Source organism: Ruminococcus sp. 8Y-12, assembly GCF_058119865.1.
This window is the reverse complement of record NZ_CM176623.1, coordinates 3,775,769-3,801,942: the sequence shown is the minus strand read 5'-3', so window position 1 is coordinate 3,801,942 and position 26,174 is coordinate 3,775,769. Positions and strand designations below refer to the sequence as shown.

General features: G+C 44.9%; 22 protein-coding genes, 1 other RNA gene, 1 pseudogene and 1 other annotated feature. Of the genes and pseudogenes, 20 read left to right on the top strand and 4 right to left on the bottom strand.

Annotated elements, in window-relative coordinates; genetic code table 11:
- Positions 1 to 124 precede the first annotated feature (124 nt).
- The 10 genes from thrC to AC0THY_RS15070 all read left to right on the top strand — a co-directional run bounded on the left by thrC (position 125) and on the right by AC0THY_RS15070 (position 12,627).
- A complete protein-coding gene (gene thrC / locus AC0THY_RS15115; protein WP_489991431.1) occupies positions 125 to 1,615 on the top strand; it encodes a threonine synthase in 1,491 nt (496 codons plus the stop codon).
- Positions 1,616 to 1,636: 21 nt separating this feature from the next.
- Positions 1,637 to 1,981 (top strand): hypothetical protein, encoded by a 345-nt coding sequence (locus AC0THY_RS15110; protein ID WP_489991430.1) that lies wholly within the window; start codon positions 1,637 to 1,639, stop codon positions 1,979 to 1,981.
- A gap of 94 nt (positions 1,982 to 2,075) precedes the next feature.
- Positions 2,076 to 3,767, top strand: coding sequence for a phosphoenolpyruvate carboxykinase (ATP) (locus AC0THY_RS15105; protein WP_489991429.1), 1,692 nt, complete (start codon positions 2,076 to 2,078; stop codon positions 3,765 to 3,767).
- Between the two features lie 121 nt (positions 3,768 to 3,888).
- Positions 3,889 to 4,069, top strand: a non-coding RNA gene (gene ssrS / locus AC0THY_RS15100) — 6S RNA.
- Between the two features lie 121 nt (positions 4,070 to 4,190).
- Positions 4,191 to 5,234 carry an aldose epimerase family protein gene (locus AC0THY_RS15095; RefSeq protein WP_489991428.1) on the top strand — a complete coding sequence of 348 codons (1,044 nt, stop codon included), beginning with the start codon at positions 4,191 to 4,193 and terminating at the stop codon, positions 5,232 to 5,234.
- 243 nt (positions 5,235 to 5,477) lie between these two features.
- Positions 5,478 to 6,860, top strand: a complete 1,383-nt coding sequence (locus AC0THY_RS15090; RefSeq protein ID WP_489991427.1) for a SpoIID/LytB domain-containing protein — start codon at positions 5,478 to 5,480, stop codon at positions 6,858 to 6,860.
- Positions 6,861 to 7,107: 247 nt separating this feature from the next.
- Positions 7,108 to 7,962, top strand: coding sequence for a YihY/virulence factor BrkB family protein (locus AC0THY_RS15085; protein WP_489991426.1), 855 nt, complete (start codon positions 7,108 to 7,110; stop codon positions 7,960 to 7,962).
- A gap of 14 nt (positions 7,963 to 7,976) precedes the next feature.
- Positions 7,977 to 8,239, top strand: a binding site (T-box leader).
- A 234-nt stretch (positions 8,240 to 8,473) separates the two neighbouring features.
- Positions 8,474 to 9,493, top strand: coding sequence for a phenylalanine--tRNA ligase subunit alpha (pheS, locus tag AC0THY_RS15080; protein ID WP_489991425.1), 1,020 nt, complete (start codon positions 8,474 to 8,476; stop codon positions 9,491 to 9,493).
- A 105-nt stretch (positions 9,494 to 9,598) separates the two neighbouring features.
- Positions 9,599 to 12,016, top strand: a complete 2,418-nt coding sequence (gene pheT, locus AC0THY_RS15075) for a phenylalanine--tRNA ligase subunit beta (protein ID WP_489991424.1) — start codon at positions 9,599 to 9,601, stop codon at positions 12,014 to 12,016.
- Positions 12,016 to 12,627, top strand: a complete 612-nt coding sequence (locus AC0THY_RS15070) for a histidine phosphatase family protein (protein ID WP_489991423.1) — start codon at positions 12,016 to 12,018, stop codon at positions 12,625 to 12,627. The genes pheT and AC0THY_RS15070 overlap by 1 nt, the downstream gene beginning before the upstream one ends.
- 3 nt (positions 12,628 to 12,630) lie before the next feature.
- On the opposite strand, the gene AC0THY_RS15065 is transcribed toward AC0THY_RS15070, so the two are convergent.
- Positions 12,631 to 13,179 carry a DUF6512 family protein gene (locus AC0THY_RS15065; protein WP_489991422.1) on the bottom strand — a complete coding sequence of 183 codons (549 nt, stop codon included), beginning with the start codon at positions 13,177 to 13,179 and terminating at the stop codon, positions 12,631 to 12,633.
- Between the two features lie 209 nt (positions 13,180 to 13,388).
- Between AC0THY_RS15065 and queA the strand changes: the two genes are divergently transcribed.
- The 3 genes from queA (at position 13,389) to AC0THY_RS15050 (ending at position 16,042) form a co-directional block, all read left to right on the top strand.
- Complete coding sequence (gene queA / locus AC0THY_RS15060; RefSeq protein ID WP_489991421.1) at positions 13,389 to 14,414, top strand: tRNA preQ1(34) S-adenosylmethionine ribosyltransferase-isomerase QueA; 1,026 nt, start codon at positions 13,389 to 13,391, stop codon at positions 14,412 to 14,414.
- Positions 14,415 to 14,483: 69 nt separating this feature from the next.
- On the top strand, positions 14,484 to 14,879 hold the full coding sequence (locus AC0THY_RS15055) for a hypothetical protein (RefSeq protein WP_489991420.1): 396 nt from the start codon (positions 14,484 to 14,486) through the stop codon (positions 14,877 to 14,879).
- A 20-nt stretch (positions 14,880 to 14,899) separates the two neighbouring features.
- Positions 14,900 to 16,042, top strand: a complete 1,143-nt coding sequence (locus AC0THY_RS15050; protein ID WP_489991419.1) for an HNH endonuclease domain-containing protein — start codon at positions 14,900 to 14,902, stop codon at positions 16,040 to 16,042.
- Between the two features lie 14 nt (positions 16,043 to 16,056).
- Here AC0THY_RS15050 and AC0THY_RS15045 read toward each other — a convergent pair.
- The 3 genes and pseudogenes from AC0THY_RS15045 to AC0THY_RS15035 all read right to left on the bottom strand — a co-directional run.
- Positions 16,057 to 16,527, bottom strand: a pseudogene (locus AC0THY_RS15045) (IS256 family transposase); the annotation flags it as partial.
- Complete coding sequence (locus tag AC0THY_RS15040; protein ID WP_489991418.1) at positions 16,514 to 18,031, bottom strand: DUF6788 family protein; 1,518 nt, start codon at positions 18,029 to 18,031, stop codon at positions 16,514 to 16,516. The pseudogene AC0THY_RS15045 and the gene AC0THY_RS15040, both read right to left, overlap by 14 nt.
- 595 nt (positions 18,032 to 18,626) lie before the next feature.
- Positions 18,627 to 19,559, bottom strand: coding sequence for a helix-turn-helix transcriptional regulator (locus AC0THY_RS15035; RefSeq protein WP_489991417.1), 933 nt, complete (start codon positions 19,557 to 19,559; stop codon positions 18,627 to 18,629).
- A 107-nt stretch (positions 19,560 to 19,666) separates the two neighbouring features.
- On the opposite strand from AC0THY_RS15035, the gene AC0THY_RS15030 reads away from it, so the two are divergent.
- The 7 genes from AC0THY_RS15030 (at position 19,667) to AC0THY_RS15000 (ending at position 26,171) form a co-directional block, all read left to right on the top strand.
- Positions 19,667 to 20,305 (top strand): type 1 glutamine amidotransferase family protein, encoded by a 639-nt coding sequence (locus tag AC0THY_RS15030; protein ID WP_489991416.1) that lies wholly within the window; start codon positions 19,667 to 19,669, stop codon positions 20,303 to 20,305.
- Positions 20,306 to 20,509: 204 nt separating this feature from the next.
- Positions 20,510 to 20,953, top strand: a complete 444-nt coding sequence (locus AC0THY_RS15025; protein WP_489991415.1) for a LytTR family DNA-binding domain-containing protein — start codon at positions 20,510 to 20,512, stop codon at positions 20,951 to 20,953.
- Positions 20,954 to 20,955: 2 nt separating this feature from the next.
- Positions 20,956 to 21,360, top strand: coding sequence for a hypothetical protein (locus tag AC0THY_RS15020; RefSeq protein ID WP_489991414.1), 405 nt, complete (start codon positions 20,956 to 20,958; stop codon positions 21,358 to 21,360).
- Between the two features lie 15 nt (positions 21,361 to 21,375).
- The gene (locus AC0THY_RS15015; protein WP_489991413.1) at positions 21,376 to 22,071 is read left to right on the top strand and encodes an ABC transporter ATP-binding protein; all 696 of its coding nucleotides are present in this window, start codon (positions 21,376 to 21,378) and stop codon (positions 22,069 to 22,071) included.
- 4 nt (positions 22,072 to 22,075) lie between these two features.
- Positions 22,076 to 23,755, top strand: a complete 1,680-nt coding sequence (locus tag AC0THY_RS15010) for an FtsX-like permease family protein (RefSeq protein WP_489991412.1) — start codon at positions 22,076 to 22,078, stop codon at positions 23,753 to 23,755.
- A gap of 113 nt (positions 23,756 to 23,868) precedes the next feature.
- Positions 23,869 to 24,669: an MBL fold metallo-hydrolase gene (locus AC0THY_RS15005; protein ID WP_489991411.1), complete on the top strand. Its 801-nt coding sequence runs from the start codon at positions 23,869 to 23,871 to the stop codon at positions 24,667 to 24,669.
- Between the two features lie 98 nt (positions 24,670 to 24,767).
- Positions 24,768 to 26,171, top strand: coding sequence for an amidophosphoribosyltransferase (locus tag AC0THY_RS15000; RefSeq protein ID WP_489991410.1), 1,404 nt, complete (start codon positions 24,768 to 24,770; stop codon positions 26,169 to 26,171).
- Positions 26,172 to 26,174: the final 3 nt, after the last annotated feature.

Here is a 26,174-nt window from a genome sequence, read left to right as displayed (position 1 = left end):
AAAGGACTTTTTCCCGTGAACGAGGGAAGAGGTCCTTTTAATCTTTCTTGAACTGCCATGAAAGGTATGCTATAATTCCATATTAATGAAATAATAAAATTATTAAGGGAAAAGGATGAAGCATATGGATCTGTTATACAAAAGTACAAGAAGTGACAATGCTGGCGTAACTGCGTCTCAGGCTATTCTCAAAGGACTTGCGGATGACGGCGGTCTTTTTGTACCGGAAGCAATTCCGGCGCTGGATGTAGACATGGACGCACTGGCAAAGATGAGTTACCAGGAAACAGCCTTTACGGTGATGAAGCAGTTTTTGACAGATTTTACGGAAGATGAGCTGAAAGCCTGCATTGCCAAAGCTTACGATGAGAAATTTGACACAGAGGAGATCGCTCCGCTGAGAGAGGCGGATGGAGTTTACTATCTGGAACTGTTTCATGGCGCCACGATTGCTTTTAAAGATATGGCATTGTCCATACTGCCGCATCTTTTGATCACATCAGCGAAAAAGAACAAGGTAGAGAATGAGATCGTCATACTGACCGCAACCTCCGGGGACACAGGAAAGGCGGCTCTGGCTGGGTTTGCGGATGTACCGGGAACCAGGATTGTGGTATTTTACCCTAAAAACGGTGTGAGCCCCATCCAAGAAAAACAGATGGTTACTCAAAAGGGCGTGAATACCTTTGTGGTGGGAATAAAGGGTAATTTCGATGACGCTCAGACTGGGGTGAAAAATATCTTCGGTGACAAAGAACTGGCAGCGGAGATGAATCAGGCCGGATTCCAGTTTTCCTCTGCAAACTCTATCAATATCGGGCGTCTGGTGCCTCAGGTGGTTTACTATGTGTATGCCTATGCAAGGCTGTACGCTGCGGGAAAACTTAAAGCTGGTGAGAAGCTGAACGTGGTGGTTCCAACAGGCAACTTCGGCAATATTTTAGCTGCGTATTACGCTAAAAATATGGGCCTTCCCATCGGTAAGCTGATCTGTGCGTCCAATGACAACAGAGTGCTCTATGATTTCTTCAGTACAGGAACCTATGACAGAAACAGGGAGTTCATTTTAACTACATCACCGTCCATGGATATCCTGATTTCCAGCAATCTGGAAAGACTGATCTACAAAACTGCTGGGGCAGATGCCTCCACAGACGCCAGGCTGATGAGCAGTCTGAGCAGTGAGGGCAAGTATACGATTACACCGCAGATGCGTGCGCAGCTTGAGGATTTCTATGGAAATTATGCCACAGAGAAGGAGACGGCGGAGGAGATCAGAGAGGTCTATGGCAAGACAGGCTATGTGCTGGATACGCATACGGCGGTTGCCTCCAAAGTGTATAAAAAATATGTGGCCCAGACAGATGACCGCACAATAGCTATGATTGCGTCAACTGCCAGCCCATACAAGTTTACGAGAAGTGTCATGAATGCGATAGACGAAAAGTTCGATTCCATGTCGGACTTTGAACTGGTAGACAAACTGGAGGAGATCTCTAAGGTTTCGGTACCAAAGGCAATCGAGGAAATACGCACTGCACCTGTTCTCCACGACACAGTGGTTGAGGTGGAAGAGATGAAAGACACCGTGAAAAAGTTCTTGGGACTGAAATAGGAAGGATAAGAGGAAGCAAACATGGACAATATGTTTATACTGATGGACATGCTGGTGGTAGGATGCGGTGTTTACGTGCTCTATGCATTTTATCTGATGAAGGCAAAAGGAGAGGTGAAAGAAAGTCTTCTGCTCTCCAATGGTGCAAAGATGGCAAAGTGTAAGGATAAGAACGCATACATGGCTTATATAAGCCCAAGACTGCTAATTTTCGGTCTTGCTACTATAATTTGTGGAGGACTGGGTGTGTGGAACGATTACACCAATGTTTTTGGTTTGGGCTACCTGGTAGTCATGGTGATTTTTCTGGCTATGGTGGTTTGGTTTGCCATGGCTATCAAGAAGTCTTTAAAAATGTATTGGTAAATCTTAAATGACTATGAAATCTTTGTCAAATACTTGACAAAGTTGATAGGAAATGAGATAATAAAACCAAATTTTGATTAAAGGAGGACATATAATGTCAACAAAAGCATATTACCCAATTAGCGAAATTGGTGCTGGAAAACCAGGCTTTGCAAAAACACGTTCAATTATTGAAGCTGCTTTTTATGGCAACAATGTAATTAAAGTAAATACCTTAAAAGAAGCCTATGAGTTAGCAAAAAACTCTCCGGGTACTGTTGTAACAGATATGCCAGTATACAGAGGAGAAGAATTCGGACTGGAAGCAGATGCCAAAGTTCTCCTTTTTAACGACGGAGCAATTACAGGACGTTATGCAGCTGCCCGCCGTATCGCTGGCGAGCCAGGCGTGAACTGTGCTGATCTTGATAAAGTGGCTATGGATGCGATCTACGAGTCACGCTGGAAAACAATGTACCATGCAGAGGTTTATGTAGGTCTGGACCCTGAGTTTATGGTAAAAGCACATCTTCTGCTTCCTGAGGGAGAAGAAAACATCATGTATTCCTGGATGCTGAACTTCCAGTACATGTCAGATGAGTATGTAAAGATGTACAAGAATTCCAAGCCGGTAGGAGATGGAAAAGAGCCGGATATTTATATCTTCTCTGATCCTCAGTGGTCACCGGTTGCACATCCTGGTGTTAACTTTGATTGCTTAAGTGATCCCCAGACACTGTGCTACTTCAACACAGATCAGAACTGTGCCTGCATCCTTGGTATGAGATACTTTGGAGAGCATAAGAAAGGTACACTGACTATGGCATGGGCTGTTGCAAACCGCAATGGATATGCTTCCTGCCACGGTGGACAGAAAGAGTACACACTGGCAGACGGAAGAAAATACGTTGCATCTGTATTTGGACTTTCCGGATCAGGCAAGTCTACCATTACACATGCAAAACACGGCGGAAAATACGGCGTAACCGTACTTCACGACGATGCATTTATCATCAACACAGACACCTGCGCATCCGTTGCTCTGGAGCCCACTTACTTTGATAAGACCCAGGATTACCCAACAGGCTGCGAGGACAATAAATATCTGCTGACAGTAATGAACAACTCCGTAACTCTGGATGAGAACGGACAGCTTCAGTTGGTTACAGAGGATATCAGAAACGGAAACGGACGTGCCATCAAGTCTAAACTGTGGTCTCCGAACCGTGTGGACAAGGTTGAATCACCGGTTAACTCTATCTTCTGGATCATGAAAGACCAGACCATTCCGCCAGTTGTAAAACTGAAAGGTTCTGCTCTGGCATCTGTAATGGGCGCAACACTGGCTACAAAGAGATCTTCTGCAGAGAGACTTGCACCGGGCGTAGATCCTAACAAGCTGGTAGTAGTTCCCTACGCAAATCCGTTCAGAACTTATCCTCTGGCTAACGATTATGAGAAATTCAAAAAGTTAGTTGAGGAGAAGGATGTTGACTGCTACATCATCAACACCGGAGATTTCATGGGCAAGAAAGTACAGCCAAAGGATACTCTGGGAATCCTTGAGAAGATCGTAGAGGGTACTGCTGAATTCAAACAGTGGGGACCATTCTCAGACATCGAGATCATGGATTGGGAAGGATTTGTACCTGATTTGAATGATCCGGAATATCTGGGTCAGCTGAAAGCTCGTATGCAGGATCGTGTTAACGAGGTAGAGCAGTTTGCAGTTGCAAAGGACGGCTATGATAAGCTGCCGGATGAGGCACTGGAGGCACTGAAGAAAGTAGTAAGCGAATTAGCATAATTCTATCACCGGGTGTTTTTCACCCGGTGATTTTTTCCGTTTTTTCCAATTGAAAAAATGGTTTTGTATAATAGTTATTGAAAATTTGCAGATACTAGAGTATAATCTTTATAGAGAGATAGGAATCCTGGGATGTGCGACAATCCTATTATTTTGAACCTACATTTACTTTTATGGGATTCTTATATCGCCATTCATGATGTCAGGCCGCCGTTTGCAGCGGAAGGCAGAAGGAATGGCTGCGGTTACCCACCTAGCTTTGCTAGGAGTCAAAATATAGGAAACGGCATTTTGGGAGTCACAAAGGATAAGGAGAGTATTCCTCAGGGATACTCTCTTATGCTTACATATGGGACAATGATTGTAACAGAGACAGGCTGAACGCCTAAATATTAAAGTGCAGGCAGGTAGAAGGAGAGGTACATGGGAGTCAGAAAAAGCAGATTTGGAAAGACCGCAGATGGAAAACAGGTTTCCATCTATACAATGGTGAACAGCAGGGGTATGGGCGTAGAGGTAACAGATTACGGAGCTACACTGGTAGCGGTTACGGTGCCGGATAAAAACGGACGTATAGAGGATGTCGTATTGGGCTATGACGATGTCACAGACTATGAGGCGAATGATGGATACTTTGGAGCCACAATTGGTAGAAATGGCAATCGTATTGGCGGCGCTGTTGTGGAGATTGCAGGGCAGAGATATACAATGGATCAGAATGAAAATTCCAATAATCTGCACAGCGGATTTCACGGATTTGACAAAGTGATCTGGGAAACCGAGTTGTCTGAGGAGGGACTCTCTGTGAAGTTTACCCATCTCAGTCCCCATATGGATCAGGGACTGCCAGGAAACTTCCAGGTCTCTGTGGAGTATACCCTCACTGAAGAAAATGAGTTGAAGATCCATTACCATGGGAATACGGATATGGATACAATCGCAAATTTGACCAATCACAGTTATTTTAATCTGTCTGGACATGGGGAAAAGAACATCCTGGAACATTTGGTTTGGATTGATGCAGACGCGTTTACACCTATGGATGAAGAAAGCATACCCACAGGTGAGATCCGGCCGGTGCAGCAGACACCCATGGATTTTACTGCACCTAAAAAGATAGGACAAGACATTGAAGACACCTACGAACAGCTGGCGCTCGGCAAGGGATATGACCACAATTATGTGCTGAACGGCCAAAATGGGCAGATAAGGAAATGTGCCCAAGTGACAGATGGAGCTTCGGGCAGAGTGATGGAGGTGTATACCGACTGTGTCGGCGTACAGTTTTACACCGGAAACTTTATTACACCCAGGGACGGCAAGGACGGAGTCCGCTATGATAAGCGCAGCGGTTTCTGCCTGGAGACACAGTACTATCCGGATGCCAACCACCATGAAAATTTTCCGCCCTCTATTTTAAAGGCAGGGGAGGAATATGATACCACGACGATTTATAAGTTTAAATAAGATGTAGCACACTATGTGAAGTTACTGAGCATAGTGTGGAAATAAGACATTTGAATAGAAAGACAGGTCAGCCGGATAGCTTTTCCGGCTGATTTTTTATATCATAGGAAAGTCCTTCGGAATTCCCTATGATATAAAAAGCCCTCCGGGCGGGATTCTTTTTCACAATTACACAGATTTTTGCATGAACTGGAGTCTCAGCGATATACTTTAGATAGATAAGTTTGCGGATTGGAGTCAAAGGTGAATCGGAAATTTCAAGTACAATTTATGGCGGCCGGAATGCTTTTGCTTATTTTACTGGTTGCCGTTATCTTCTACAAGGGTATGAAAAGATCAGACCAGCAAACCATGCAGACAGAAGGGGCACAGACAGAGGACTCGGCAGGGGATACTGAGGCCAGCAAGGCGGAGGAAATCCCTGAGACACAGAAAGCGGACAGACAAGACGAAGCGCTTCATGTTGTTGTGCCAGGAAGCAATCCTGAGATACGGGTGCAGATCTGTTCTGGCGGCTATGAAAGCGGATTTCACAGCAAGATCACTCTGACCTGTACCAGTAGTTACACAGTGTCCTACGGAGATACCAGGGAGGAGCATACGGCGCAGGAACCTGTCTGGCTGACCCCTGAGGACCCGTGGCTATCGGAGGGGGAGGTGACGCTGACTCCTGCGGATGAGAAGGGGCAGTTTGTGATTCAGGATCTGGTCAGAGACCAGGCCAATCCAACCTACTCCGGGTATTTCCGTATCAGGAACACAGAGCAGGGACTCCTGGTGATCAATTGCCTGCCTATGGAAACCTATCTGTGTAGCGTTGTGCCCAGTGAAATGCCCTCTTCCTATCCCCTGGAAGCCCTGAAAGCCCAGGCGGTGTGTGCGAGAACCTATGCGTTAAAGCAGATTCAGGCCGCGAAGGAGGAGGGGCGGGAGATGGATGTGGATGACAGTGTTTCCTTTCAGGTATACAACAATATTGGAAGGAATGAAAAGACGGATGAGGCGGTGGCGGAGACTGCCGGAAAGGTGATGATGCAGGGGGATGAGCTTGTGGACGCTCTGTATTATTCCACATCCTGTGGGATTGATCTGACTCAGGATCTGTCCGAGGAGGCTGTATTCTGTGCTTTTATGACAGGAGGACAGAAGGCTTATGAGAAAGAGGAACCCTGGTACCGGTGGAGTACCTATTATTCTGCAGAAGAGTTGACCAGGCTGGCACAGAACAACTTTGGAGAGGAAGTGGGGAATGTGCAGGGACTTACCGTTTTACAAAGGAGTGAAAATGGAGCGATAGCACAGCTGCAGATAGAGGGAGAGAAGGGCAGCACAGTGGTGGAGGGAGAATACAGCATCCGGAAATTTTTGCAGACTGCAAATGCCCAGGTGACGCTTCAGGATGGAAGTGCCGCCCCGAATCTGGGGATGCTGCCCAGCGCGTTTTTTTATCTGACTCCTGAGTATGAGGGGGAGGCTCTGAAGGGATACACGCTGACAGGAGGAGGGTATGGACACGGTAACGGAATGAGCCAGAACGGGGCAAAGCATATGGCGGAGGATGGTAAGAGCTGTGAGGACATCTTAAACTACTACTATGGAAATGTAAAGTTACGGTTCACTTCGTGACCAGTCACATGCATAAATCCATAATAAATCGTCTTCGGCGATGGGATTTATGCACTCCTGAATCACTTTCTTACGCTCTGTGCAGTAAATGCACAGAACAGTACGAACAGTAACAATGTGACCATCAACGGATAGGAAGGAGGCTGACTCTTGCAGGCTGGTGTGAAACATGATATTATGAAGGCACGCAACTGTGAAGGCAAGGAAACGTTGCGAATGCACAAGAAATGAAGATACGAGGAATGTTATGGGGAACCTGATTGGTGTGATCCTGTGGGTCAGACAGTTTTTAAAGAAAATGAAAAGAGACAGGGTGGATGCTTACTCTGCCCAGTCAGCATTCTATGTAATCATGAGTTTTATACCATTCATTATGATGGTGCTCACCCTGCTCCAGTATACGCCTTTGACGCAGGAGGACCTCATGAGCCTTTTTAGAAGCGTATTTCCAGAAGGGGTGATGGACATTATACGGGGCCTGGTGGAGTCTCTGTTCACAAAATCCACGGCTCTGGTATCCGGAACCGCCATTGCGGCTATATGGGCTTCCAGCAGAGCTGTTCTGGCCATTACCAATGGACTCAATTCCATTCACAATGTGGATGAGACAAGAAATTACATCCTGATGCGCCTGAGGTCTGCTCTCTATATAATCGCGATGATGATCTCGCTGATTTTGGCGATGGGACTTTTGGTTTTTGGAAACCAGTTGCACAGCTTTATTGTGGAGCATCTGAGCTTTTTAAAGCATGTTTCCGGTTTTCTGATCAGTGCCCGCACTGTAGTGACTCTTCTGTTGCTGACCATTCTGTTTACGGGAATGTATACCATGCTTCCAAATGAACATCCCAGATTTTTTACCCAGATACCTGGAGCCGCCGCTGCGGCGGTATCCTGGTCTATTTTTTCCTATGGATTTTCTATTTATCTGACATACGCCCACAATATGTCCGCCATCTACGGCAGCTTGACAACAGCTGTGATGGTGATGCTCTGGCTGTATTTTTGCATGTGGCTTTTGTTTTTGGGGGCTGAGATTAATTGTTACATGGAAAAACCTGAAACTTTCCACTTGACAGAAAAGCGGAATATGATAGAATAGTTACATTGAAACAGAAAAAGGCAGTGAAGGTGTCAGTAGAATACCGTCTTCTTTCAGAGAGAGAAAGTCATCGGCTGAAAGCTTTCTCAAGTTCAGGCGGATATTTAAAATTCCCACCGGAGCTTCATTTCTGAACCGAGAGTAGATTGTGCAAGTATGTGCAAACCCATACTCTCCCAGTAAGAGATGACGTCCCCATGCGCGTTAAGCATGCCGAGTGCCTGTCAGAGACAGGAATCAGGGTGGTACCGCGGAACTTTGAAGCTTCGCCCCTCAGTAGAAGAGGGGTGGAGTTTTTTTGTATCATAGGAAAGTCCTTCGGAATTCCCTATGATATAAAAAGCCCTCCGGGCGGGATCGCACTGGGGCGGAGTGGAAGATGGCTGCCGGGGCAGCCCCGCCGCAGGCGGAGAATCCTGCGCGCAGGATTCTTTTTTATTTTATAGAAAAATATACGTTTATCCTGCCGGCACTCACTGAGAACATTACAAAGAAGGAGAAGAAGAACCTCATGAAAGAAAAATTGCAAGCGATTAAAGAAGAGGCAATAAAACAGATTCAGAATTCAGATGCGCTGGATAAACTCAATGAAGTGCGCGTAGCCTTCCTGGGGAAAAAGGGTGAACTCACAGCAGTTCTGAAAGGTATGAAGGATGTGGCTGCCCAAGAGCGCCCTATGGTTGGTCAGATGGTAAATGAGACCCGCGCTGCCATTGAATCTATCCTGGAAGAGACAAAACAAAAGCTGGAAGCAAAAGCCAGGGAAGAGCAGTTAAAGCGGGAGGTTATTGACGTAACCCTGCCGGCTAAAAAAATCAATGCGGGACACCGCCACCCCAACACCATTGCACTGGAAGAGGTGGAGAGAATCTTTATTGGGATGGGATACGAGGTTGTGGAGGGACCGGAAGTGGAATATGACCTCTACAACTTTGAGAAACTGAACATTCCGGCTAATCATCCGGCAAAGGATGAGCAGGATACCTTCTACATCAATAAAGATATTGTGCTCAGAACCCAGACCTCACCGGTCCAGGCCAGAGTGATGGAACAGGGAAAACTCCCAATACGTATGATCGCTCCCGGACGGGTGTTCCGCTCCGATGAGGTGGATGCCACCCACTCCCCCTCCTTCCATCAGATTGAGGGACTGGTTATTGACAAGAATATTACATTTGCGGACTTGAAGGGGACACTCGAGGAGTTTGCGAAAGAGCTATTCGGACCGGAGACAAAAACGAAGTTCCGCCCGCACCATTTCCCATTCACGGAACCCAGCGCTGAGGTGGATGTGAGCTGCTTTAAGTGCGGTGGAGAGGGCTGCCGTTTCTGCAAAGGCTCCGGCTGGATCGAGATTCTGGGCTGCGGAATGGTGCATCCCCACGTTTTGGAGATGTGTGGTATTGACCCGGAAGTGTATACAGGATTTGCTTTTGGAGTCGGCCTGGAGCGCATTGCGCTTCTGAAATATGAGATCGATGACATGCGTCTTTTATATGAGAATGATATCAGATTCCTCAGACAATTTTAGCAAACGGACTTGTCGTTACTGTTCACACGTTTACAGTAACGTCTTGTCCGCTGACGCGGACGTTACCATAAATGAAAGACAGCAAAAACAGAAAGGAAAATAGTTATGAATACATCATTATCTTGGATTAAGGCTTACGTTCCGGATCTGGACGTAACGTCTCAGGAGTATACAGATGCCATGACACTGTCCGGCACAAAAGTAGAGGGATATGAAGAATTGGATGCAGATCTGGAGAAGATTGTAATTGGCCAGATTTTGTCTATTGAGCGCCATCCGGACGCGGACAAGCTGATTATCTGTCAGGTCAATGTGGGGGCAGAGACGGTGCAGATTGTAACCGGAGCTCCAAACGTGAAGGCAGGCGATAAAGTCCCCGTGGTTCTGGACGGTGGAAGAGTTGCGGGAGGACATGACGGCAAGAAAACTCCGGGCGGTATAAAGATAAAAAATGGAAAGCTAAGAGGTGTTGAGTCCTTTGGCATGATGTGCTCCATCGAAGAGCTGGGATCAACGAAGGAGATGTACCCCGAGGCTCCGGAGTACGGCATTTATATCTTCCCCGGGGATGCGCCTGTGGGGGAGAGCGCAATTAAAGCGCTGGGACTGGATGATGTGGTGTTTGAGTATGAAATCACGTCAAACCGTGTGGACTGCTACAGTGTGATTGGGATTGCCAGGGAGGCGGCAGCTACTTTTCATAAAGAGTTCATTCCGCCTGTTGTTAAGGAGACCGGAAACAGCGAGGATGCCCATGACTATATTAAAGTGACTGTACAGGACAAGGATCTCTGTCCACGTTACACAGCCAGAGTAGTAAAGAACATTAAAATAGGACCGTCCCCGAAATGGATGCAGAGAAGACTGGCAGCCAACGGCATCCGCCCCATCAACAATATAGTAGATATCACAAACTATGTTATGGAAGAGTACGGGCAGCCCATGCACGCATACGACTATGACACCATTGCAGGACAGGAGATCATTGTGAGAAGGGCCCAGAAGGGGGAGACATTTGTCACACTGGATGGGCAGGAGCGCACAATGGATGATTCTGTGCTGATGATCTGTGACGGCGAGAAGGCAGTGGGAATTGCGGGAATCATGGGCGGTGAAAATTCCATGATCACGGATGATGTAAAGACTATGCTGTTTGAGGCCGCCTGCTTTGACGGTACCAATATCCGCCTCTCCAGCAAGAAGGTAGGACTGCGGACAGATGCATCCGGAAAGTTCGAGAAGGGACTGGACCCAAACAATGCGCAGGCAGCAATTGACCGTGCATGCCAGCTTGTGGAGGAGTTGGGGGCAGGTGAGGTCGTAGGTGGTATTGTGGACGTTTACAGTAAGGTGCAAGAGCCGGTGAGAATCGCCTTTGAGCCGGATAAGATAAACGCCCTTCTGGGAACTAATATTGCGGGAGAGAAGATGCTGGAGTACTTTGGAAGAATCGGACTGGAGTACGATGAGGCGGCCAATGAGGTGATTGCCCCCACTTTCCGTCACGATCTGTTCCGCATGGCTGATCTGGCGGAGGAAGTGGCCAGATTCTACGGATACGACAATATCCCCACCACCCTTCCCAAGGGGGAGGCCACCACAGGAAAGCTGCCTTTTAAACTGCGCATTGAAGAGGTGGCCAGAGACATTGCAGAGTTCTGTGGTTTCTCACAGGGTATGACGTATTCCTTTGAGAGTCCAAAGGTATTTGACAAGCTTTTGATTGAGAAGGACTCTCCGCTCAGGAATGCCATTCAGATATCCAATCCTCTGGGGGAAGATTTCAGCATCATGCGCACGATTTCCCTGAATGGGATGCTCACCTCCCTGGCTTTTAACTATAATCACAGAAACAAGAATGTGCGCCTCTATGAGTTGGGAAACATTTACCTTCCCGGTGAGCTGCCGGTGGCAGAACTGCCGGATGAGCGTATGCAGTTTACTTTGGGTATGTACGGGGAAGGAGATTTTTTTGTGATGAAAGGCGTGGTTGAGGAGTTCTTTGAAAAGGCGGGACTCCACAAAAAGACGGCTTATGATCCAAAGGCGGGCAAGCCATTCCTGCATCCGGGCCGACAGGCCGACATCGTCTACGATGGGGAGGTACTGGGTTATCTGGGTGAACTTCATCCGGAAGTGGCGGATAACTACGGTATTGGCGAAAAAGCCTATGTTGCGGTTTTAGACATGCCGAAAGTGGTTCAGGCAGCTTCCTTTGACCGTAAGTTTGAGGGGATTGCCAGATTCCCGGCAGTTACCAGGGACCTGAGCATGGTTGTGCCCAGAGAGATTCTGGCCGGGCAGATCGAGGCCATGATTGTTCAAAGGGGCGGAAAAACGCTGGAGAGCTGCAGTCTGTTTGATATTTATGAGGGAGAGCAGATCAAGGAAGGATTTAAGTCTATGGCTTACTCGGTTGTGTTCAGGGCTAAGGATAAGACGCTGGAGGAGGCTGAGATTACCGCCTCCATGAAGAAGATCTTGAATGGCCTGGAGTCCATGGGAATCGAGCTGAGACAGTAATGGTTATCTATGTAATGAGACATGGGGAGACGGACTGGAATGTCAGGAAACGCCTTCAGGGAAGGTCTGATACGCAGTTGAATGAAAATGGGAGAAAGCTTGCCCGCATAACCGGGGCGGCTTTGAGAGAGGTCCCATTTGACATGGCCTTCACCAGTCCTCTGATGCGGGCTAAAGAGACCGCCAGACTGGCTCTCGGCGGAAGAGAAGTTCCCATTGTGGAGGATGAGCGCCTGATTGAGATCAGCTTTGGGGAATACGAAGGGCTGTGCAGCGGACGTGAGAATTATGAGATACCGGATAAGAACTTCTCGCAATTTTTCACTTCCCCGGACCTCTACCAGGTGCCGAAGGGGGGAGAAAGCTTTGAGATGCTTCATCAGAGGACAGCCGCATTTCTTGAGGACATTACCCACAGGCCACAGCTGGAAGATAAAACCGTGCTGGTGACTACCCACGGGGCGGCCCTGAGAGCCCTCTTAAATGCGCTGAGAACCTTTGAAATGAAGGATTTTTGGAATGGCGGCGTATCAAAAAACTGCAGTGTTGCAATCCTGGAAAGTCATCAGGGGGAGGTCACCCTGATTGAGGAGAACAGGGTGTACTATTAGGATTCACCGCAGGGGCGCCATCACCAGCTTTGCTGCCTCATCCTTGAACAGATTGATACTGGGCGGGGCGGTGGTAAAGCGGAAGAAAAGATAAACGGTGAGGAGCAGGAGACAGATGCACAGAAGATTGGTGCGGTGGTCTCCTGCTTTTTTTGTTATGGTGAGGTACCAGGTCAGGCAGTAGCACAGAGCCGTGGCAAAGAAGAACGTAAAGATATCCAGCCACAGATAGTTGGTTCCGAGAATACCGGTATAGGTGCAAAAAAATACAATAATAAACAGCATCCCGGCGTAACAGCCTGTGGTGCGTGCAGTGATAAAGGCAGGAAAACGTTTTCCAATGTAACAGTATTCAAAGATAGAGAAAAAGACGACAGGAAAAAAGAGCAATTTTAAATGCTCCCAGGTGGATTCATTCACTGGGGCAATAATGCTTACCAGGTAATTATAGCCTGTCCATTCGTAGAGAAAATGGAGCAGTACGCCGGCGATCAGGGTCAGGATGCCGAATGTGATCTCTGCATAGTAAAACTGTTTTTGTAATTGTCTCATGGAAGTCCCTCCTGAGTGTTTGATCTGAGTACTACCTACAGTATATGCATATGGGAAGCAAAAAATCCCTGGAATGTTGAAAGTACGGTTCAAGGGTGATATACTATAGAAATTGATGGAGCAAAAAATTGTATCTGCTTGTAACTATTCAACAGGTCTGTGCATTTATATCTGCTTAAATATTCGAGAATGTGAGGAGAATACCATAGATGAAGACGAGTGATTTTTATTTTGATTTGCCAAAGGAACTGATTGCCCAGGACCCTTTGGAGGACAGATCCGGCTCCAGACTGCTTGTGCTGGACAGAGAGACAGGAGAGATACAGCACCGGATTTTCAAAGATATCATTGAATATTTCAATCCGGGTGACTGTCTGGTCATCAATGATACAAAGGTGATTCCTGCCAGGCTTTTCGGGAGCAAGGTGGGGACAGATGCCAGGATAGAGGTACTTCTACTAAAGAGAAAGGAGAACAATACCTGGGAGACTCTGGTAAAGCCCGGGAAAAAAGCCAGACCAGGAACCGTCATCTCCTTTGGGGAAGGACTTCTGACCGGGGAGGTCATAGATGTGGTGGAGGAGGGAAACCGTCTGATCCGTTTTTCCTTTGAGGGTGTGTTCGAAGAGATATTAGATCAGCTGGGACAGATGCCCCTGCCTCCTTATATTACTCATCAGTTGAAAGATAAGAACCGTTATCAGACCGTGTACGCAAAGCATGACGGGTCAGCGGCAGCGCCCACAGCCGGCTTACATTTCACTCCGGTATTGTTGGATCAGTTGAAGGATAAAGGAATCAGGATCGCGCATGTAACCTTGCATGTGGGGCTTGGCACCTTCCGCCCAGTGAAGGTGGAGGATGTGGCAGAACATCACATGCATTCGGAGTTTTATGTCGTGGAGGAGGACCAGGCAAAGCTGATCAACGACACAAAGGCAGCCGGAAGAAAGGTGATCTGTGTGGGAACCACCAGCTGCCGTACCGTGGAATCCGCGGCTGACGAAAACGGAGTTCTGAGGGCGGGAAGCGGCTGGACGGATATCTTTATCTATCCTGGCTACCAGTTTAAAATCCTGGATCAGCTGATCACCAACTTTCATCTGCCAGAATCCACACTCCTGATGCTGGTTTCGGCTCTGGCTGGGAAAGAGAAGATTATGAAGGCTTATGAGACAGCGGTGGAGGAGCGGTATCGGTTTTTTTCGTTTGGGGATGCTATGCTGATTGTATAAAACCCGATAGTATGTTATTCAAGCGGGAGGAAATTAGTAATTATAGACAATAATGCAATGTGTTTATTGTTGAAAACTACTAATTTATTCTATGGAAAAAGGCTGCTGACAACAAGATATGAGATTGAAATTTTTCAAAAGTCTGTTTACGAAATCAGTCTTAAAAGAATCAATTTAGAAAACGGTAGCGGCATCGTGTTGGATGCCGTTGCCGTTTTTTTCTCAATCTACTGGGGTGCCAAAGAAATCAGTAAAGTTTTTAAATGGATTGTTGATGATATCAAGCAGGGAATTGCTGAAGCGGATAAAATTCTTAAAGATTTGGACTTAGATGAAGACTCGGAAATTCTAGCATTTTTGCAGCTTGTAAGTGAAGAAAAGGCGACTATCTTGAATTTGACAGATGAAATACTTGCTTGGATTAAGGCGGAGAATTTGGCAGATAAGTTGTACATTAATTTTTAGCAAGAGGAGGACAGACAGCTATGGATGAAATATTTATTTACGACTGTAATTTGAACATAGAAGGTTTCATCCATATGCTGGATGATCCAACTGAATGTTATAAGTTTTATTGGCTTGATTCAATAATGCAATTATTGTCAGAACAGGAAGAGAACATCGCTTTCGATAGGATTATTTCCGGAATGATATCGGATGCGTGGTATTCTGTTACGGAATATCATCTCAGAATGGGTACCAAAGATAATGAAGGAAACAGTGTTAATAGCATTGAGAGGGCAGTGAATAAATTGGATGCACTTAACTGCCTTGAACATACTGCTGATAGATGGCAGATATTACGTGTGATTGAAGAAAATGAAAAGCTTCTACATGATGAAAAGTATCAGATATCAAAAAATGTTCCTTATCGGCTGCTGTCTTCGTTTATGAAGGAGTTGGGCGGAAATGATCCTTTGTGGGATCAAAGAAAGAGACTTATTGCTTATATGGAAATGGTTAACAAAAGTTGCTGTATACCATATACAATAGGTACGGAAAGAGGATTGAGTAAGAGAGTCATTATTGAAGATAGGTGGAGACATTTTCTGATTGATAACATGGTCTCTATTAGGGGTTGGATTCAGATGAAGAAGATAAAATATCTTCAGGATAGGAATCCAGGCGTGCCAGGTATTATTTATAAACTGGAACCGGAGAATGAAAAGCAGAGAAAACTCCAAAATGTTAGGAAGCTATGGTCTGCTGTTATTGATATGGCGGGTATTACCGATATTTATTCTGGAAGATTACTAGGAAAGAGGGATTATGAAATTGACCATTTTGTTCCGTGGTCTTTCATTACGAACGATGAAATGTGGAACTTAATGCCGGTGAATTCTTCACTTAACTCAAGTAAAAGGGATAAGCTTCCGGATTGGGAAAGATATTTCTCCAGGTTTGCTCAAAACCAATTCATGCTGAATGAAATGGTGTATCATTATGAAAAATTAGCACATCTTTTTGGAGAGTGCCAGCGTGATAATCTGAATGCACTTTGGTCGGCAAAAGAATTATATGTTAAAAATATTGAAAGGGATAGATTTGTAAAAGTTCTGGAGGGAAGATTAAGACCTATATATGATTCAGCCAAAACACAAGGGTATGGAATCTGGTTGGCAAGTTAATGTATAAATCCATGTTTGTCAAAAACATAAAAAATTGCTTCTTTAAAGCCTGGGAGCCCATCTACACAGAAAAACAGCACATCCTTCACACCCCGGTTTTTCAAATCATTCAGCATACCAAGCCAGAACTTACTGCTTTCTTTTGCACCAACGGTAATGTTCAGGATGTCTTTATATCCCTCCACTGTCACACCAAGCACTACATACGCGGCACGGCTCAAAATCCTGCCGTCTTCCCGCACCTTATAATGAATGCAGACCATGGAGACAAAAGGATATATGGAGTTCAACGGACGTGACTGCCATTCCTTAACTTCGGGAAGTATCTTATCTGTAATCTTGCTGACCATCTCTGCTGACATTTCAATGCCATAGAGGTCCTGAAGCTGGTCGTGGATATCCCTTGTGCTCATACCGCGGGCATAGAGAGAGATTACTTTTTCCTCGATGCCGGAAATATCGTGCTGGTATTTAGAAATAGTCCTGTGCAATGTCTTTATCCACATCATCTTCAGTGGAATCTGTTTGTACAGGTGTCTGTATCATAGATAGCTGCAACAGGTTCTGTATACGGCGATTAACCGTTTCCACTATGGCCTGGATTCGGCTTTCGTCTATATATTCCCTTGCCCCGTCTGCAGACAGCGTCTGCTTAATCAGAGCATCCACGTCGGCAAGGCTGTCAAAATCGATCCAGCTAAAGTCTGATACCAGCTTGAGCTGTTCCACATGATGTTTCTTGAAGGGCTTGCATTCTATATCACGCTCTGAGCGGATTTGACCGGCGACCTTATCGTAGCCGAGGGAGGAGCCGCTGTCATAAATCGGAGCGAAACCGTACCATTCCAAAGTTTCCGCATTGCGCAGCAGACCGAAGTTGTTCAGGTGGCGGTCTTCGTTGGCAATTATATAATCGAGCACAATCATGCGGTCAAGAAAATGTACAACATTTTTTGCACCGAGCGATTCACAGCAATTAACAAAATGCTGATACACAGAGATACTGTTGACTTTTTTTTGTGTCTGTATGATGCGCCACGCGGGAACAAGTTCCGTATCTTTTGTGACAAAGTCTTCGCAGATACAGTAAGGAGCGCCTTTGTTCCATGTGAGCGTGTACGGCACATGAGAAATTCCGAGACGTTCCATAATTCCGGTTGCAATTACCTCATTGAAGGGTTGTTGACGAAACGGATTGGAACCGCCCTTCACAAGGCAGCGCCTGCCATCGATGATTTTCCATCTTTTCTTCAGATTACCGTCCGAGGTGTTGTCAGGGGAGCTTAAATCCATAGCATTCGGATTTTTATTGGTTCCAAACAGCACATCCCCGATGTCGTCAGAGAAGTCGTTATCAAAGAAGTTTATCTTATCCCATGTAAGACCAGATCCTTCGGGACAAATCCAGTACTGATCGGAAAGGCTTAGTCCGTAACAGCGGATAAGAAGCATTTTTGTGCTGCATATATCCAGAGTTTCGAGTGCTTCACGGATACCGGAACGGCTTGCGGGAATTGAGCGGTCTGTCCACCATTCATTTAATATTGCCCGGTCTACAACACCCCGTCGTACAGGAACACCTAAAGGCAGATGCGCCGAAGCATGTACGGTATTAATTTTTTGTATAAATCCGGTGGCATCGTCAAGCTCGATTTCAGCAACGGTCATCTCTTTATGCATTAAGGTACATTTCATTTTTGTTACCTCATTTCGTATTTTCGTTTCATTATCACTGTTTTTAGCGGTTTTCGGGGACTGGCGCAAATTTCGCAGCTGTTCCTGCAATTCTTTCCGCAAATTGATTTGTTCAGAAAGTGCTTCTATCTCTTTATCTTTTAAATACTTGCTTTGCTTTTTACCTTTTTCCGACCACTGATGATAGTAATACAGCTTACCATTGATGGATTTCTTCGAGATATATCCTTTTGGCAGGTTACTGATTTTTGTAGTCAGTTCTGTTATTTGATTCAAAATATTGTCGTTTTGCATTCATATTCCCTCATTTATAAAAATTACTATACCCTATTTTAACCCCCTTTGTCAATAAAGAATAACACAGACAAAAAATCTAATTACGACATTATAATCCCCGTATATAGATGAATTTCTTTATTATTTATATTTTCGTTGGAATTAAGCGTGCCGCGCAGATGCAATGCTCGTGGTGTGAGTGAAAATTTCGTGCGGAAAAGAGTCCGCAGAGACGCAGTAGTACCGGACTTTTTAGGCTTGTTTGCAATGGATTTTCAAAATTGCTTTTTGTGCGTTTTGGGGGGCGAAATCAGTGAAAAAGGCTAGTTTTAGCCCCAACACTTGCAAAAGTTTGAGAGGATAATACGAGAATAAAAATGCACGTTATACTGTATAAATACTTGTTTTGGTTCGTTTGGTGTATGAGTATACATTGACCCAAAACTGGTGATTTTTAAGATGCATCGAACCACAAAATCGGATGTACAGCGCGGCTTTATCTTTCTTTGTAAAGATAAGGCTGCTTTTCTTTTTTGGTATCGTAATGAACCATTGAGGTGCGGGCTCTTTGCACTCAGTTGCGTACCATGAGAACAAAGCCTTTTTCCTTATTCTAATTTTCGTATAAAGTAGCTATGTCATGTATTCTGCGCTTCATCTCTGTGCGGATATGCAACGGCTCTAAGCATTCACATTTATCCCCGAAGCTGAAAAGAATATCATAGTAGTATTCGTTCTCAATAAAAGGAAAATTGACAATGTAATACTCATGGCCATCTGGCGAAAAGTGTTCATAAGAGCAATAATCTAGTACCCTGTCCATGACAGATTTATGAATACGGAGTTTGATTTTTGTTTGTATCGTTTCCCAAATTTCCGCAAAGTCTAAAGTCGGTTTTTGATAATCTCGTGGAGTAAAAGTATCCTTTAGTATTTGCAGGTTTGACATGCGAGATAGTCTAAACAGGCGAAAGTCATCTCTTTTATGGCAATACCCTAGCAAATACCAATGACTATTTTTTAATACAAGCTGATACGGCTCGGCTGTTCTTGCAGTTTTGTTTCCGTGGTGGGCTACATATTCAAATGAAAGTAGCTTACTTTCCTGCAAAGCTGATTTGATAATATCTAAATAGGGTTGTATGTTACTGCTTCCCATCCAAGGATTTAAATCTATACTTATTTGATTAACTTTTAATTCAATGTCTTTCACTCTGTCGGCGGGAATAAAACTCTTGACTTTCGCAAGAGTGTGTATCAGTTCATCGCCCCGCACCATGTCGGAAAGACTGGAAAGCCCCATCAAGAGAGCGGAAAGGTCATTAGTAGAAAAGACCTTATTATCAATCTTATATTCCTGCATGATTTCAAAGCCGCCGCCCACACCCGGAATGGAACGAACGGGAATACCCGCCATGTTGATAGCATCAATGTCCCGGTAGATTGTGCGGGGTGAAACTTCAAACATATCTGCTAGCTCCTGTGCGCCTAAACGTTTTTTATCAAGGAGTATCATAATAATGCTAACAAGCCTGTCTACTTTCATCTGATAATCAGCCTTTCGATTTAGATTGTGGCCATATTGTTGTCAACAATTATATGATACAATAAAAATGAAAACAAATCAATAAGTAACGAAAGCGGAGGAAGTTTATGTTTACAATCTATGTTTATGTTCTTGATACATTAGCAGACTGGGAAATTGGGCATGTTACTGCAGAGCTAAATTCTGGTCGATTTTTCAAAGAGGGTGCACCATGTGTATCGCTCAAAATGGTCAGTGATTCGAAAGAGTCAATCCATACAATGGGTGGACTAACAATTGTGCCGGATTTGCTAATTGATGATATTATGGTGAGTGAAACAAGCATGTTGCTGTTACCGGGTGCAAACACATGGAACGATCCAAAGCATGGCGCTATCATCAAAAAAGCAAGCGAATTTCTCTCTTTAGGCGCTACGGTGTGTGCGATTTGCGGGGCTACGGCTGCGCTTGCGAACTTTGGGCTATTGGATCAGCGTCCGCATACCAGCAACGGGGCAGGTTTCCTTGAGATGGTTTCACCTGGTTATAGAGGGCAAAGCTTTTATATAGACAAGCCATCAATTGCAGACAGTAACCTTATCACTGCAAGCTGTACCGGGGCCTTGTTGTGGGCAAAGCAAATTATTGAGCGTTTAGGTGTTTTTCAATCAGACACACTAGATTTTTGGTATAGATATTTTAGTACTGGCGAGGCTAAATATTTCTTTGCCCTCATGCAAACTTTGCCGTCTAATGTGACAGATTAAAATAGAATGGTTGCCGGACAAATGTGCCTGTTGCGGCAGCTAGCAAACTATTAAAAACACTCCCGCAGCTTGTCCCATTCCTTATGCATGTCAGTCATTTTAATTTGTATTTCAGTTGTTTTCCAATTGCCTTTTTCTTAGACAATGTTTATACTCCTTCTAAGACAATGGATCTAATATCCAAAATAGGAGGTACCACATTGTATGTTACTCAAACTGGAACAAGACAGAGCCAGGAAAGAGATTGAGGTTTCCATTAAGTTTGCAGAGATGAATCGGGATGTAGAGAGACTTATATCGTTAGTACGATCAGCGGATACACAAATCAGATGCTTTGCTGAAGGGAGGGAGATGTTGCTCAATGCCTCAGATATCTACTATGTGGAGAGTGTAGATAAACATACTTTTATCTACTGCGAAAAAAAGATTTGCAGTACAGACTTGCGCCTGTATCAGTTATTGGAGACGCTGTCCCCGGTTGGATTTGTCCAAATCAGTAAATCTTGTATTCTCAATATCAATGTGCTGGATTTTGTACGGCCTCTGTTAAACAGCCGCATGGAAGCCACTTTAAAAAACGGAGAGCGGCTGAATGTCTCCAGAAAATATTTGGCGGATATTAAAAGTAAATTGCAGGAGGGAATATAGAGATGAAAAAGGTTGTTATAAATATTCTGGCATCCATCGGTATTATTCTGCTTGTGCTTTCTGGTGTTGCAACCATGTATGGCGGGAAAGCTATTTGCATCAATACAATCTTTGAAATTACCGCATTAAGTGCCTTCATGCATCTCGGTTTTACTGTGACCCACAGATTTGATATGCAATATCCGGTTTTAGAAGTTCTGACGGACATCATCTATACCATGGTAATTACCCTTACATGGGGTGCTGTTTTTCATTGGTATCAGAGTACCCCTATATGGGTATTAGTGCTTATGGTTTTCGTAATTTATTTGGTTGGTTATCTCATAGATCTCTATCGCACAAAAGAAGAGGTCAGGATGATAAATGAATTGCTACAGAACCGAAAGAAGAAGATCACCAATGAATAGGGGGAAGCACTGCATATGGAAATTATTATGAAAGCGGAAAATCTGACGAAGGATTTTGGAAAAGAACATGTTTTAAAGGGAATTACACTCACCATCTATGAAAATACTTTTACTGCTATCCTGGGTCCCAGCGGTTCCGGAAAAAGTACCCTGTTAAATATTCTCTCAGGGATGCTAAAGCCTACCGATGGAAGTGTGGGGTACAAAGATGCAAAAATAATGGATTATAGTGAAAAACAGCTCGCCTGCTGGAAACGAATGGATGTGGGAAATGTCTTTCAGGACTATTTATTGCTGGATAATCTGACCGTTCAGGAGAATATAAAAATCGGTATATGCCCACAGAAGCAATCCCTCTCCTTTGACCGTTTGGTGCGAATTCTTCAGTTGGAAGAAGTGCTTGAGAAATTTCCCGCCGAACTCTCAGGAGGGCAGCAGCAGAGAACCTCTATCGCACGGGCTGTGATCAAAAGTCCCCGTCTTCTGTTTTGCGATGAGGCAACCGGTTCCCTTGATGAGGAAAACAGTAAAAATGTGGTAGAGCTTCTGCATAATCTGCAATCCACTTTTGGCATGACCGTTCTTTTCACGACACATAATCCGCAGATTGCCAAAACGGCTGACCGGATTATTACCATGAAAAATGGCACCATACAAAGTGATATCCTAAATGAACATCCAATAGCGGCCAGAGATATGGTGTGGGGGTAATAATATGAATTTATTGTATAAACATCTGATAAAACAGGTTGGGCGTAACAAAGTATTTGTTGTACTTCTCTTTATACTGACCTGCCTTGCGTCTCTTTCCTATTTCTTCGTAAAATTTTCCGTTGATGGAAATTTGGCGATGCTGGATTCCCAGGCTTTATTAAGTGAAAATCAGAAAAAGTATAGGGATGCCTTATTATCAAACACGAATTTGGCTTATATCTTTCTTTTTGCTATGACTATACTGACTGCCTTTGTTTTTATCATGTTTTTCTACCGTTTTTTCCGCTCAGCCAAAAAACAGATGGGCTGTCTGAAGGCGTTGGGGTTTACAGACAGTGCTTTGCGTACTTTTTTTATCCTCTTTACTGCATGTTTATCGACTGTAGGTGCTGCGTCAGGCATGCTCTGCGGATATTTTCTTTCTGATATCCTTATTCAGGCAAATGAAAAGACATGTTCCGTAACTGGACTCGTAAGAGAAGTCAACCTTGTAAGTACAGCCATCGGCCTGTTGGGAGGGACTATTATTTTCTGTCTTACCGCTTGCTTCAGTTATCATTTTATACAAGGGAAGGAGCCTGCAGTGCTGATTGCCGGTAAAACAGCGAAGCAGGAGATACCGGGCGGATTATGGGCTGCCGGGCGAATCGTAAAAATAATTCCGGTGAAGGATAAATTTCCGCTGCGCATTGCACTTCGGAAGCCTTTGGCAGTCATCCTCATCTTTGCGGCTGTCATGGCATTTAATGTCTGTTTTATATTAGGGCGATCCCTGAATATCAGCAGTCAGAAGATCATGGATTCACAGACAAAGGGGCATCACTACCAATTCAATACAGTCTATACAGAATACAGGAATAATACGCTTCCGGCTGATGCACTCCCATATCTTGTTAGTCATACCGTGGTAAAGGCAGGCGGCTATGAGATAACGCAAAGTGTTTATGGATTGTACAATCTGGGAAATGTATTTGAATTACTTGATAAAACGGGAAAGGCATTGCCTGAGCCGGAAACCGATGAAGTCTATATCAACCCTGAGCTTGCAACAAACTACAACATAAAAATTGGCGATGATCTCACCATGACTACAGACAGCGCGGCAAAGGTATATACTGTTCGGGGAATTGCTGAAAATGCACAGCTAAAATCAGTCTACGTAAACGCCTCTGCATTGTCTGGGGAAATCAAAGTCCCAGCGGGTAGCTACAATGGTGTGTGGAGCATGAGTCCTGTGTCAAAGGATGGTACCGCAGTCAGCAAAGTACAGATGAAACAAATGTTGGAGCGGGATGCCACCTCTAATGAGACGAGTGCAGTTATAAATCAGGTAATTGGGGCAGTCATAGGATGTATATTGCTTTTCCTAGCTTTGTATCTTAATTTTCAGGATAACCAGAGGGACATATCCATACTGAAGCTTTTAGGATACAGTCAGAAAGAAATACGCAAAATGCTGATTTATATTTACCGTCCGATCGTGTGGACTGCGTTTGTGATCACGCTCATACCCGGTATTTTCTTGGCCAAAACAATTCAAAAGACACTTTCCATGGCGATTCATGACTATATGCCATTTGGAATAAATATCCAGGGTCCTCTTTTGCTATTTATTTTCCTGAATGTTATCTATCAATTGGTTGAAATTGTATTTTCTGTAGGGATTTCACAGAAAGCATAAAGACATATTTTAAGGGCTGGAAGGGTAGCATCTTCCGGCCCTTTGTGGTACAATCAGGATGCTTAGCAATTATAATACTTGAAAGACTGAATTAACCAAAGGAGATAACACCAATGAAAATCACAATGCTTGGGACAGGCAATGCTCAGGTTACGGAGTGTTACAATACCTGTTTTGTACTGAGTGAGGAGAACCAATATTTCTTAGTGGACGGAGGAGGAGGAAACACTATTCTGCGTCAGATCAAATACGCTGGGATCAACTGGAAGGATATAAAGCATATTTTTGTAACGCACAAGCACATTGACCATCTGATGGGAATAGTCTGGATGGTACGCCTGATCTGCCAGGCTATGAACAAAAATGATTATGAGGGAGAGGTCTGCATCTATGCCCACGAAGAAGTGGCGGGGATTCTACGAGATCTGGCACATATGCTGCTGCAGAAGAAAGGCAATCGGTTTATAGGGACCAGATTGCATCTGGTTTCCGTTACAGACGGGGAATCGCTCAAGATTTTGGGGCGTAAAGTTACCTTTTTTGACATTCATTCCACCAAGGCAAAGCAGTATGGGTTTACCATGTATCTCACTAAGGAGGAGAAGCTCACATGCTGTGGGGACGAGCCGTACAGCGATTATGAGGAGATATATGCAAAGGGAAGTAAGTGGCTGCTGCACGAGGCCTTCTGCCTGTACGCACAGGCGGAAATACATAAGCCCTATGAGAAACATCACTCCACAGTGAAAGACGCATGCCAGATGGCAGAGACATTAAAGGTTGAAAATTTGTTGCTTTATCACACAGAGGATGATAATATTTTGATGAGAAAAGAGCTTTACTCAGAAGAGGGAAAAGAATATTTCAGCGGGAATCTATGGATTCCGGATGACCTGGAGAGTATTGAGCTGTGAATTAGATAGATGGATCACCAAAAACAAGATGGACGTCAGTGGTTGACAGATGGAAAAGGCATCCTTACTGACATGCGGACGATGAAAGGAGATTGGAAATGGGTGGAATTTTTGGAGTAGCCTCTAAAAAGAATTGCGTTATGGATTTGTTTTTCGGGGTGGACTATCATTCCCATCTGGGGACGAGAAGAGGGGGAATGACAGTACACGGTCCTGAGGGGTTTAATAAGGCGATTCACAATATAGAGAACTCACCTTTTCGTACAAAGTTTGAGAGTGACGTGGATGAGATGGAGGGGAATCTGGGCATTGGCTGTATTTCAGACAATGAGCCCCAGCCTCTTTTGATCCAATCCCACCTGGGTAGTTTTGCGATTACCACAGTGGGGAGGATCAATAATGAGAAGGAATTGATCAGAGAGGCGTATCAAAATGGCCCCACACAGTTCTTGGAGATGAGCGGCGGAAAAATCAATGCCACGGAGCTGGTGGCTTCTCTTATCAACAAGAGAGACAGCATCGTGGAAGGAATCCGTTACGTGCAGGAGGCAGTGGATGGCTCCATGACTATGCTGGTGATGACCAAGGAGGGAATCTACGCAGCCAGGGACCGGATGGGAAGAACTCCGTTGGTGATCGGAAAGAAAGAGGACGCTTACTGTGCCTCCTTTGAGAGCTTTGCCTATATTAATCTGGGATACACGGATTACAAAGAGCTGGGCCCCGGGGAGATTGTCTACATCACACCTGAGGGGGTACAGACGGTAGCCGAGCCCGGTAAGCAGATGAAAATCTGCTCCTTTCTTTGGGTATACTATGGATATCCCAACTCCACCTATGAGGGTGTGAATGTGGAGATGATGCGTTACCATTGTGGAAGTATGCTGGCCAAAAGGGATAATGTAAAGGCGGACTTTGTAGCCGGAGTTCCGGACTCGGGAATTGCCCACGCTGTTGGCTATGCAAATGAGTCGGGAATACCTTTTTCCAGGCCTTTTATTAAATATACGCCCACCTGGCCCAGGTCTTTTATGCCCGCGAAGCAGAGCCAGAGAAATTTGATTGCCAAGATGAAGCTGATTCCAGTGGACGCTTTGATCCGGGGAAAACGCCTGCTGCTGATCGACGATTCCATTGTCCGGGGAACACAGCTTAGGGAAACTACGGAGTTTCTCTATCAAAGCGGCGCTAAGGAGGTGCACATTCGTCCCGCGTGTCCGCCTCTGATGTTTGGATGTAAATATCTGAATTTTTCCCGTTCCAAATCGGAACTGGATCTGATTACCAGGAGAATTATCCGGGAAAGGGAAGGTGACCGGGAGCAGGAGATGCTGGCGGACTATGCAAATCCGGACAGTGACAACTACAGGGAGATGGTAGATGAGGTGAGAAAGAAACTGAACTTTACCACACTTCATTTCCACAGACTGGATGATATGGAAGCTTCCATAGGCATATCTCCGTGCAAGCTGTGCACATACTGCTGGAGTGGGAAAGAGTAGGAA

Coding starts and splice junctions, on each gene's coding strand:
- thrC (WP_489991431.1), top strand. CDS start 125: ATGGATCTGTTATACAAAAGTACAAGAAGTGACAATGCTGGCGTAACT.
- AC0THY_RS15110 (WP_489991430.1), top strand. CDS start 1,637: ATGGACAATATGTTTATACTGATGGACATGCTGGTGGTAGGATGCGGT.
- AC0THY_RS15105 (WP_489991429.1), top strand. CDS start 2,076: ATGTCAACAAAAGCATATTACCCAATTAGCGAAATTGGTGCTGGAAAA.
- AC0THY_RS15095 (WP_489991428.1), top strand. CDS start 4,191: ATGGGAGTCAGAAAAAGCAGATTTGGAAAGACCGCAGATGGAAAACAG.
- AC0THY_RS15085 (WP_489991426.1), top strand. CDS start 7,108: ATGGGGAACCTGATTGGTGTGATCCTGTGGGTCAGACAGTTTTTAAAG.
- pheS (WP_489991425.1), top strand. CDS start 8,474: ATGAAAGAAAAATTGCAAGCGATTAAAGAAGAGGCAATAAAACAGATT.
- pheT (WP_489991424.1), top strand. CDS start 9,599: ATGAATACATCATTATCTTGGATTAAGGCTTACGTTCCGGATCTGGAC.
- AC0THY_RS15070 (WP_489991423.1), top strand. CDS start 12,016: ATGGTTATCTATGTAATGAGACATGGGGAGACGGACTGGAATGTCAGG.
- AC0THY_RS15065 (WP_489991422.1), bottom strand. CDS start 13,179: ATGAGACAATTACAAAAACAGTTTTACTATGCAGAGATCACATTCGGC.
- queA (WP_489991421.1), top strand. CDS start 13,389: ATGAAGACGAGTGATTTTTATTTTGATTTGCCAAAGGAACTGATTGCC.
- AC0THY_RS15050 (WP_489991419.1), top strand. CDS start 14,900: ATGGATGAAATATTTATTTACGACTGTAATTTGAACATAGAAGGTTTC.
- AC0THY_RS15040 (WP_489991418.1), bottom strand. CDS start 18,031: ATGCAAAACGACAATATTTTGAATCAAATAACAGAACTGACTACAAAA.
- AC0THY_RS15035 (WP_489991417.1), bottom strand. CDS start 19,559: ATGAAAGTAGACAGGCTTGTTAGCATTATTATGATACTCCTTGATAAA.
- AC0THY_RS15030 (WP_489991416.1), top strand. CDS start 19,667: ATGTTTACAATCTATGTTTATGTTCTTGATACATTAGCAGACTGGGAA.
- AC0THY_RS15025 (WP_489991415.1), top strand. CDS start 20,510: ATGTTACTCAAACTGGAACAAGACAGAGCCAGGAAAGAGATTGAGGTT.
- AC0THY_RS15020 (WP_489991414.1), top strand. CDS start 20,956: ATGAAAAAGGTTGTTATAAATATTCTGGCATCCATCGGTATTATTCTG.
- AC0THY_RS15015 (WP_489991413.1), top strand. CDS start 21,376: ATGGAAATTATTATGAAAGCGGAAAATCTGACGAAGGATTTTGGAAAA.
- AC0THY_RS15010 (WP_489991412.1), top strand. CDS start 22,076: ATGAATTTATTGTATAAACATCTGATAAAACAGGTTGGGCGTAACAAA.
- AC0THY_RS15005 (WP_489991411.1), top strand. CDS start 23,869: ATGAAAATCACAATGCTTGGGACAGGCAATGCTCAGGTTACGGAGTGT.
- AC0THY_RS15000 (WP_489991410.1), top strand. CDS start 24,768: ATGGGTGGAATTTTTGGAGTAGCCTCTAAAAAGAATTGCGTTATGGAT.